An 8,801-nucleotide genomic window follows, 5' to 3' on the forward strand; every position below is an offset into this window, starting at 1 on the left:
CTCCACGGTAGCCGACGGCCGCGGCCGGGCCGGGAGGCGGAGCCCCGACCGGCCGACGGACCGCCGCGATCCCGCACCGGAACAGGCGCAGGAGGCCGCCGCGGGCGCCGGGACGTGCACACTGGGGTGGTGAACCGCACCCCCGACCCGGCGCTCCGGATCCGCGAGCTCGCGATCCCCGAGGCCGTGGGCGCCCACGGCTGGAGCGACTTCCTCGCCCTGACCGCGATCGGCGATGCGGTGGGGACCGCCCCGGACTGCCGGGCCGTCTACACCTGGAACGCCGAGGAGAACCGACCGATGCTCGCCGTGAACGAGGCCGTCGGCTTCACCCCCGTCGCCCACGAGGGCCAGTGGAGGAAGGAGCTCCCATGACCCCGCTCGTCGAGCCCGGACCGCCGCTGACCGCCGCCGAGCGCGAGCGGTTCGCCCGGCAGATCCGCCTGGCGCCCCTCGGGGAGCTCGGACAGCGGCGCCTCCGGAACGCGCGCGTGCTGATCCTCGGCGCGGGCGGCATCGGCTCGCCGGTGATCACGGCGCTCGCCGCGGCCGGGATCGGGCGGCTCGGCATCGTGGACGGCGACGTCGTCGAGCTCTCGAACCTGGCGCGGCAGACGGCGCACGACGACTCCTCGGTGGGCCGGTCGAAGGCGGAGTCGGCGGCGGCGACCGCGCGGCGGCTCTCCCCCGGCATCGACGCCCGGGCCTTCCCGGTGTCGCTGACCTCGGCCAACGTCGACGCCCTGGTGGCGGGCTGGGACGTCGTGGTCGACGGCTTCGACACCTTCGGCGCGCGCTACCTCGCCTCGGACGCGACGACGCGCGCCGGGATCCCGCACGTGTGGGGATCGGCACTCGGCTTCGACGGGCAGCTCTCGACCTTCTGGGCCGGCGCTCCGGGCGGAGGGGTGACCCTGCGCGCGCTGCACCCCGAGGCCGAGGACGCGGGCGACAGCTGCTCGACGGTGGGCGTGCTGGGCGCGCTCTGCGCGCTGATCGGCTCGGCCATGGCGGCCGAGGTCGTGAAGCTCGTGACCGGGGCGGGCGAGCCGCTGTTCGGTCGCGTCCTCGTGCACGACGCCCTCGACTCCTCCTGGGCCGAGCTCCCTCTCGAGCGGCGGGTGCCGCCGGTCCCGGAGCGGCGGGCCGCGGCGGGCTCGATCACGGCGGCCGAGCTGCGGGAGCGGCTGGCCGGGCCGACGCCCCCGACCGTCGTCGACCTCCGCGAGGACGACGAGGACCGGACCGTCGCGGTGCCCGGTGCCGTGCGGATGCCGATGTCGCGCTTCGACCCCGTCGCTCTGCCGGCCGGTCCGCTCGTGCTGCACTGCGCCTCCGGGGTCCGATCGCGTCTCGCGGCGGAGCGCGCGGCGGCGGCGGGCGTGGCGTCCGACTCGCTCGACGGCGGGATGGCGTCGTGGCGGGAGCGGTGACCCGCGCCGCGGCCGCGTGCGCCGCGGAACGGGAGGGGTGAGGCGCACCCAGCGCCCTGCCGATCGGCGACCCGGGATGTTCGGTGCTCGCAGCGGAGAGGATCCGTCCTTCTCCGCGGATCAGGGCGGAGCAGTGTCCGAAGCTGATCGGCGGTGGCGTGCTCGCGGCCACCGTTCCGAGGAGAGCACCCATGCCGACGCCTTCACCGCACTCCGCGCGGCAGGCGGCGCTGCTCGATCCTCCCGACCCGCTCGACCCCGGCGCGGAGGCGTGATGCCCGAGGTCTGGAGTCCCGCCGAGAGGCGGCTGCGTCGGCTCGGCTGGATTCCACGGCGCCCCCTGCCGCGAGGTGCCGTCTGCGACGCGATCGTCTCGCCGCGCCTCAGCCTCAGCCGCGCCTGGCTGCAGACCGGGGAGTTCGAGGTCCTCCCCCATCCCGGAAGGCTCCGCGTGCTCTTCAGCCTCGACGGGACCGGCCGCCTCTCCGCCCGGGGCCGCGACCACCGGCTCCCGGCCGGCAGCGCTCTCGTGACCCGCGCCTCGACGGTGCAGTACGCGGCGGCGCTCAGTCCGTGGGCGCGCTTCGAGTGGCAGCTGCGCCCCTCGGTGCTCCGCGCGAGCGAGTTCGCCTCGCTCACGGACCGGGTCCTCGCCCTCCCCGAGGCCTACTGGCGCGCACTCACCGGTGCGGCGAACACCGTCCTCACTTTCGGCGTCGAGCCCTCGGACGCGGCCTTCGAGCACTTCGAGATCGCGAGCGAGCACCTCCTGGCCTCGGCCTTCTCGGCGCTGCTGCCCTCCTCCGACCGGGAGGACCGGTCCCCCGCCGCCGTGTACGCGAACGGCACGCGCCAGATCGAGCGGCACTACCGCGACCGCTCCTTCACGGTGGAGACGCTCGCGGAGAGTCTCGGCGTGTCGGTCAGCCACCTGCACCGGGCGTTCTCGGCCGCCGGCACCACCCCTCGTCAGCGGATCGAGCGCGCGCGGGCCTTCGAGGCGCAGCGCCTCCTCGACGAGCTCGGCCCGCGGGCGGCGACGGACCTGGACCGCGTGGCGCGGTCGGCCGGCTTCAGCTCGCGGATCCACATGCAGCGGACCCTCCGCCGGATCGACGACGCGGGCTGACGTGCGCCGCCGCATCCCGCGCGCCGGACGGGCTCCCGGCGAGGAGGCGCCCTGAGCGGCTCCCCCGGTCCGGCGGCGCGACGGAACGTCCACGGTCGGGCATGGAACCTCGTCGCGGCCCGTTCCGCGTCGACCGGAGGCCGGACGTTCGGCAGGATCGGCGCGTCCACCACCCCTCGCACGAAAGAAAGAAAAGGAACACCATGACGGACACCAACGCCCTGGACCCGACGGCAGCGCACTCGCGCTCCCTCCCACCGCGGATCGACTCGACCGGCGGGGGGCCCGCCCGGCGGACGATCATGTCGGGTGCGGCCTGGTCCGTCCCCGTCGTCGCCGCGGCGGTCGCGACCCCCGCGGCCGCCGCGTCCACCGGCCTCACCCTCGCCTTCGACGCCCCGGCGTACTCCTTCCCCGCCTGCACCACGAGAACGGTCTCCGTCCTCGCCACGACCAACGGCGCTCCCGCTGCCGGCGACACGGTCACCATCACTCTCCCCGCCGGCCTGACCAGCGGCGGCGCGCAGACCGTCAGGGCGACGACCGGCGCGGACGGACGCGTGAGCATCCCGGTCACGGCCGGGAACGTGGCGCAGAACGGCATCACCCTCTCCGCCGTCTCCGGCGCCGCGGGCGCGACGGCGACCGCGAGCACCACCGCGACCACGGGGACCGCCGTCCGGTACGTCACCGACGGCGGACGGACGACGACGGAGTCGAACGGCAACGTGCCCTCGGGAGCCAAGACCGTCGGACCCCGGTACTACCTGACGGAGTCGGGCGAGCTCTATCACGGCGGGGGGCGGATCGCGCGCGGCGTCACCAGCGTCCAGGGCTTCCGCGACGAGCAGAACCGCGACGTCGCCGACTTCGTCGTCGACGGCGTCTTCTACCGCTTCGTCACCGGAGAGGCCGCGCCGAAGGCCATCGGGAGCGGCGTGCCGGCCGGATCGACGGTCCATGCGCCCGCCTTCTACGTCACACCGAACGGCGAGCTGCGGCGCGCCGGCGGAGCCCTCGTGACCACCGGAGTGACGAGCGCGGACTCCTTCCGCGACCAGAGCAACAACGACGTCATCGACGTGATCGTCGGCTCGGAGCTCGTCCGCTACATCTCCTCCACGAAGAACCAGGTCTACGCCAGGAACGTTCCGGCAGGATCGACGGCCTTGGCGCCCTCGTACCACCTGACGCCGGACGGGCGCCTCTTCAACAGCAGCATCCTGGTCGCCACCGGGGTGACCAGTGCCGACGCCTACCGCGATCGACAGAACCGTGACGTCGTGGACGTGATCCAGAACGGCGCTCTCGTCCGGTACGGCGCGTTCGCGGACAGGACGCAGCCGCAGATCCGCGTCGCCTCCGGTGTGCCCTCCGACGCCACCATCTTCGCGCCGGACGCCTACGTGACCCGGGACGGCCGGGCCTTCGTCAGCGGCGTGCTGGTCGCCACCGGAGTCTCCTCGGCGTTCGGATTCCTCGACGTGCAGAACCGCAACGTGCTCGACACGATGACCAACGTCCTGTGCCCGTGACGCACGGGATCGGCCGCTGATCCGGTCCTGCCCCGCCGCACGCGGGTCCGAGGGAGGCGTCCCGCGGGTCCCTGTGCGGCGGGACAGGACCAGTCCGTCCTCGGGATGCAGCGTCCTCCAGAAGCGCGGACGCACCTGCTGCGGACCGCGCGGATCGGACGCACCGGTCCGGACGAGGACGGCTCGTCACGGAGCGCTCTTCGGGGTCAGCCGCCGGCGAACGGCGGCAGGACGTCGACCGCGGCATCGGGACGCAGCGGCGTGGCCCTGTTCGCGGTCGACACGCCGTCGACCAGGTAGGTGCACCGTGCGAGCACGTCGGCGGCCGAGGGCGCGGAGGCGACGAGTCTCTCCTCGAGAGCGCCCAGGTCGGGCACCTCGTCGAGCTCGTCGGAACCACGGCCGAGGGCGGCCTTGGCCGCCGCGAAGTAGCGGACCCGCATGCTCATCCGCCGATCGCGCTCATCGTGCGCTCGGGCTGCACGAAGCCCGCCCGGTTCATCTCGTGTCCCGCGGGCTTGGCCCACATCGCCCCGCGCCAGAGCTGGGCGACCTCGTGGTCGTCCGCGCCCGCGCGCATCGGGCCGAGCAGGTCCGTCTCCTCGTTCGAGAAGAGGCAGCTGCGGACACCTCCCTCGGCGGTGAGCCGGGTGCGGCGGCAGTCGTCGCAGAAGTTCTCGGTGACGGACGCGATGATCCCCACCTGGCCGAGCACCTCGGACCCCCCGGCCTCGCGGACGTCGAAGAGCTCGGCGGGGGCGCCGTCGCGGGGGGCCGCGTGCGGGCTGAGCGAGAAGCGCTCCGAGAGCAGCGCCCGGATGTCCGCGGCGGTGATCATGGTCGCGCGGTCCCAGCCGTGGTCGGCGTCGAGCGCCATCTGCTCGATGAAGCGGAGCTGGTGGCCTCCCGCGAGGGCCCAGGCGAGCAGCTCCGGGGCCTCGTGGTCGTTGATCCCGGGCAGGAGCACCGCGTTGATCTTGGTCTGGTCCAGGCCGGCGGGACCGAGCGCGTCGATGCCCGCGAGCACGCGGTCGAGGAACGGGCGACGGGTGACCTTCGCGAAGGTCTCGGCGCAGATCGAGTCGAGCGAGACGTTGACGCGGTTCAGGCCGGCGTCGGCGAGCGCCGCCGCCCGACCCGACAGGCCGATCGCGTTCGTGGTGAGCGAGATCTCGGGGCGCGGGTCGAGGGAGGCGACGTCGCGGATGATGTCGACGAGGTCCTTGCGCAGGAGCGGCTCGCCGCCGGTGAAGCGGATCTGGCGGACGCCGAACTGCTCCACGGCGATGCGCGCGAGGCGGAGGATCTCCTCACGGCTGAGCAGGGACGCGGGCGGCTGGAACGGCAGGCCCTCCGCCGGCATGCAGTAGGTGCAGCGCAGATTGCACTTGTCCGTCAGCGAGATCCGCAGATCATCCGCGACGCGCCCGTAGGTGTCCAGGAGGAGCGGGGTGGCGGGGCGGTCGGCCGGGAGGACCGCGCTGCGCTGTCGGGGCCGGAAGCCCGGGATCCCCAGTGCTGTGCTCATCCGCTCACACTACGCCGCGGAACCGGGCGCGACCCGGCAAGATGGACTCGGTCCCGCCGCCGGTCGGGCTCCGCCGCTCGCGAGAGGACACGATGACCTCGATCGACCTGCACGCCGCCCGGGTGCGGGCGCTGCTCGCGCCGCTGGCCACGCGGGGCGCCCGCGAGACGCTGAGCCTGGAGCCGGCCGCCGTCGCCGCCGATCCGGGCGCGTACGACCGGCGGGTCCTCGCCCGCTCCGTCGACTCCCCGCTCGACCTGCCGCGCTTCGACAACTCGCAGATGGACGGCTTCGCGGTGCGGGCGGCCGACCTCGACGCGGCGGCGCCGGAGCATCCCGTCGCCCTGCCCGTCTCGGCGCCGATCCCCGCGGGCGACCGGGCGCCGCGGCACGAGCCCGGCACGGCGACACCGATCATGACCGGCTCGCCGCTGCCGGAGGGGGCCGACGCCGTCGTCCCGGTCGAGCGCGTCGATCCTCCGCGCTTCCCCGCGGAGGGCAGCGTCGCCTTCGCGCACCCGGTGGTGCCGGCGACCTTCGTCCGAGCCCGGGGCAGCGACGCCCGCCGCGGCGAGCTCGCCCTCCCGGCCGGCACGGTCCTCCGCGCGGCCCACTACGGACTCCTCGCCTCCCTCGGGCTGACCGAGGCGGAGGTGCTGCCGCGACTCCGGGTGCTCGTCGTCCCCACCGGCAACGAGATCCGTCCCGCAGGCGCCGTCCTCGAGGAGGCGCAGATCCACGACGCGAACGGCGCCCTGCTGGCCGAGGCCGTCCGCGAGGCGGGCGCGCTGCCCGTCGTCGCCGCCTGCACGAGCGATCGGGCCGAGGACCTCCTGGCGCTGCTCGAGGAGCACGCGGGCGCGGCCGACCTGGTGATCACGGTCGGCGGTGTCAGCGCGGGCGCCTACGAGGTCGTCCGCGACGCGCTCGGCCCGGCGGGCTCGGAGTTCGGCCACGTCGAGATGCAGCCGGGCGGCCCGCAGGGCCTCGGTCTCGTGCGCGTGGCCGAGGGGCTGCACCTGCCGGTGGTCTCGCTTCCCGGGAACCCGGTGAGCGCCCTGGTCTCGTTCGAGGTGTTCCTCCGGCCCGTGCTGCGCTCGCTCGCGGGACGGACGCCCGCCGAGCGGCCGCGGCTCCGTGCGCGCCTCGGCACGGCGCTCGACTCGCCCGCGCACCTGCACCAGATCCGCCGCGGAGTCCTCGACGACGAGGGCCTCGTGCACCCGGTGGGCGGGCCCGGCTCGCACCTGCTGGCGTCCTACGCCCGCTCCACCGTGCTCATCCACGTCCCCGTCGGGACGGACCACGCAGCGACCGGCGACACGGTCGAGATCTGGAGTATCGATGACTGAGAGCGATCGGCTCACCCATGTGCGCGGCGACGGAGCCGTGCACATGGTCGATGTGAGCGCGAAGGAGGTCACGGCGCGCACCGCCGTCGCCGAGGGCTACGTCGCGACCTCACCCGAGGTGGTGCGGCTCCTCGAGCAGGGCGAGCTGCCCAAGGGCGAAGCGCTCGGCGTCGCGCGGATCGCCGGGATCCTCGGCGCGAAGGCGACCTCGACCCTCATCCCGCTCTGCCACCCGCTGGCGCTGGACGGCGTCGACGTGGACCTCGAGCCGCAGGACGGCCGCGTCCGGATCGAGGCGCGCGTGCGCACGACCGGGCGCACCGGCGTCGAGATGGAGGCGCTGACCGCGGTCAGCGTGGCCGCCCTCACGGTCTACGACATGATCAAGGCGGTCGATCGCGGTGCCGCGATCACCGGCATCCGTGTGCTCGCGAAGGCGGGCGGGAGGAGCGGCTCGTGGACGAGCGGAGGAACCCCGTGACGCGGCGGGCGGTGGCGGTCGTCGCCTCCACCCGTGCCGCCTCCGGCGTGTACGAGGACCGGACGGGACCGGCGCTGGAGGCCTGGTTCACCACCCGCGGCTGGGAGTCCCGGGTGGTCGTCGTGGCCGACGGCGACGCGGTGGGCGAGGCGATCGCCGACGCGATCGGCAGCGGAGTCGACGTGGTCGTGACCACCGGCGGGACGGGCGTCGCCCCGAGCGACGTCACCCCGGAGCAGACCGCCCCCCTCCTGGAGCGGCCCCTGCCCGGCCTCGCCGAGGCGGTGCGCGCCAAGGGCGCCGCCCACGTCCCGACCGCCGTGCTCAGCCGCGGGCTCGCCGGCGTCAGCGGCCGCACCGTCGTGGTGAACCTCCCCGGTTCCCCCGGCGGCGTCCGCGACGGGATCGACGTGCTCGACCCGGTGATCGGGCACCTGCTCGACCAGCTCGGAGGCGGCGACCATGCCCGCTGAGCCGGTCGCCCTCGCCCGGCTCGCGGCCGAGGCCATCACGGTCGACGAGTGCGAGCAGGCGGTCGACTCCCCGACGCACGGCGCCGTCGTGACCTTCGCGGGCGTCGTCCGCGACCACGACGAGGGCCGCGGCGTGCTCCGGCTGTCCTACGAGGCGCACCCGGACGCCCCCGCCGCACTCCTCGCCTCCGCCCGCCGCATCGCCGAGCGCTGGCCCGACGTCCGCATCGCCGCCGTGCACCGGATCGGCGACCTCGTGGTCGGCGACCTCGCCCTCGCCTGCGCCGTGGCCTCGGCCCACCGCGCGGCGGCCTTCGAAGCCTGCGCGGCACTCGTCGACGACATCAAGGCGTCGGTGCCGATCTGGAAGGAGCAGTCCTTCGTCGACGGCAGCTCGGAGTGGGTCGCGAGCCTCGGCTGATCTTCCTTCGAGCCCGTCCCCGCCGGGCTCGGCGCGGTCGGCCGGAGAGGGTGGTCACGTTTCGCAGAGCGGGGAGCGATCGCCTAGATCGATCCGCTGGCACGCGGATCGATCGTTCGGCTCGGGGGTGTTTCATACCGAGCCCGTCCCTGCCGGGCTCGGCGCAGTCGCGGTGCTCGTCCCCGAGCCCGTCCCTGCCGGGCTCGGCGCAGTCGGCTTTCCAGGGCGGCTGCGATTCGCAGAGCGGGGGACGACCGCCTAGATCGATCCGCTCACACGCGGATCGATCGTTCGGCTCGACCTTCCTGATCTCCGAGCCCGTCCCCGCCGGGCTCGGCGCGGTCGGCCGGAGAGGGTGGCTGCGATTCGCAGAGCGGGGAGCGACCGCCTAGATCGATCCGCTCACACGCGGATCGATCGTTCGGCTCGGGGGGAGAGCGAGGGGGTGG

The 8,801-nt window shown here is 74.6% G+C and carries 10 protein-coding genes; 8 read left to right on the forward strand and 2 right to left on the reverse strand.

The window, feature by feature from the left end:
* Positions 1–129: 129 nt before the first annotated feature.
* From C5C99_RS17630 to C5C99_RS09135, 4 genes are all read left to right on the forward strand, one after another.
* Entirely contained in the window at positions 130–375 is a 246-nt protein-coding gene (locus tag C5C99_RS17630) for a hypothetical protein (RefSeq protein WP_146085496.1), read from the forward strand.
* Positions 372–1,433 (forward strand): ThiF family adenylyltransferase, encoded by a 1,062-nt coding sequence (locus tag C5C99_RS09125; RefSeq protein ID WP_104226886.1) that lies wholly within the window; start codon positions 372–374, stop codon positions 1,431–1,433. The genes C5C99_RS17630 and C5C99_RS09125 overlap by 4 nt, the downstream gene beginning before the upstream one ends.
* A 274-nt stretch (positions 1,434–1,707) precedes the next feature.
* Entirely contained in the window at positions 1,708–2,562 is an 855-nt protein-coding gene (locus C5C99_RS09130; RefSeq protein ID WP_104339979.1) for an AraC family transcriptional regulator, read from the forward strand.
* A 203-nt stretch (positions 2,563–2,765) separates the two neighbouring features.
* On the forward strand, positions 2,766–4,097 hold the full coding sequence (locus C5C99_RS09135; protein ID WP_104226888.1) for a hypothetical protein: 1,332 nt from the start codon (positions 2,766–2,768) through the stop codon (positions 4,095–4,097).
* A 206-nt stretch (positions 4,098–4,303) separates the two neighbouring features.
* On the opposite strand, the gene C5C99_RS09140 is transcribed toward C5C99_RS09135, so the two are convergent.
* A complete protein-coding gene (locus C5C99_RS09140) occupies positions 4,304–4,546 on the reverse strand; it encodes a MoaD/ThiS family protein (RefSeq protein WP_104247637.1) in 243 nt (80 codons plus the stop codon).
* A complete protein-coding gene (gene moaA, locus C5C99_RS09145; protein WP_104226889.1) occupies positions 4,543–5,625 on the reverse strand; it encodes a GTP 3',8-cyclase MoaA in 1,083 nt (360 codons plus the stop codon). The genes C5C99_RS09140 and moaA overlap by 4 nt, the downstream gene beginning before the upstream one ends.
* 92 nt (positions 5,626–5,717) lie before the next feature.
* On the opposite strand from moaA, the gene glp reads away from it, so the two are divergent.
* From glp to C5C99_RS09165, 4 genes are read left to right on the forward strand one after another with little or no spacing between them, the layout of a single operon-like run.
* Positions 5,718–6,977, forward strand: coding sequence for a gephyrin-like molybdotransferase Glp (gene glp / locus C5C99_RS09150; protein ID WP_104339983.1), 1,260 nt, complete (start codon positions 5,718–5,720; stop codon positions 6,975–6,977).
* Positions 6,970–7,458: a cyclic pyranopterin monophosphate synthase MoaC gene (moaC, locus tag C5C99_RS09155; RefSeq protein ID WP_104339980.1), complete on the forward strand. Its 489-nt coding sequence runs from the start codon at positions 6,970–6,972 to the stop codon at positions 7,456–7,458. Before glp ends, moaC begins: the two co-directional genes overlap by 8 nt.
* On the forward strand, positions 7,434–7,931 hold the full coding sequence (locus C5C99_RS09160) for a molybdenum cofactor biosynthesis protein B (RefSeq protein WP_244229433.1): 498 nt from the start codon (positions 7,434–7,436) through the stop codon (positions 7,929–7,931). Before moaC ends, C5C99_RS09160 begins: the two co-directional genes overlap by 25 nt.
* On the forward strand, positions 7,921–8,352 hold the full coding sequence (locus C5C99_RS09165; protein ID WP_104232481.1) for a molybdenum cofactor biosynthesis protein MoaE: 432 nt from the start codon (positions 7,921–7,923) through the stop codon (positions 8,350–8,352). Before C5C99_RS09160 ends, C5C99_RS09165 begins: the two co-directional genes overlap by 11 nt.
* Positions 8,353–8,801: the final 449 nt, after the last annotated feature.

This window comes from Rathayibacter sp. AY1C4 (genome assembly GCF_002932195.1).
In the GTDB taxonomy this organism is placed as follows: Bacteria; Actinomycetota; Actinomycetes; order Actinomycetales; family Microbacteriaceae; genus Rathayibacter.

Coding starts and splice junctions, on each gene's coding strand:
- C5C99_RS09125 (WP_104226886.1), top strand. CDS start 372: ATGACCCCGCTCGTCGAGCCCGGACCGCCGCTGACCGCCGCCGAGCGC.
- C5C99_RS09130 (WP_104339979.1), top strand. CDS start 1,708: ATGCCCGAGGTCTGGAGTCCCGCCGAGAGGCGGCTGCGTCGGCTCGGC.
- C5C99_RS09135 (WP_104226888.1), top strand. CDS start 2,766: ATGACGGACACCAACGCCCTGGACCCGACGGCAGCGCACTCGCGCTCC.
- C5C99_RS09140 (WP_104247637.1), bottom strand. CDS start 4,546: ATGAGCATGCGGGTCCGCTACTTCGCGGCGGCCAAGGCCGCCCTCGGC.
- moaA (WP_104226889.1), bottom strand. CDS start 5,625: ATGAGCACAGCACTGGGGATCCCGGGCTTCCGGCCCCGACAGCGCAGC.
- glp (WP_104339983.1), top strand. CDS start 5,718: ATGACCTCGATCGACCTGCACGCCGCCCGGGTGCGGGCGCTGCTCGCG.
- moaC (WP_104339980.1), top strand. CDS start 6,970: ATGACTGAGAGCGATCGGCTCACCCATGTGCGCGGCGACGGAGCCGTG.
- C5C99_RS09165 (WP_104232481.1), top strand. CDS start 7,921: ATGCCCGCTGAGCCGGTCGCCCTCGCCCGGCTCGCGGCCGAGGCCATC.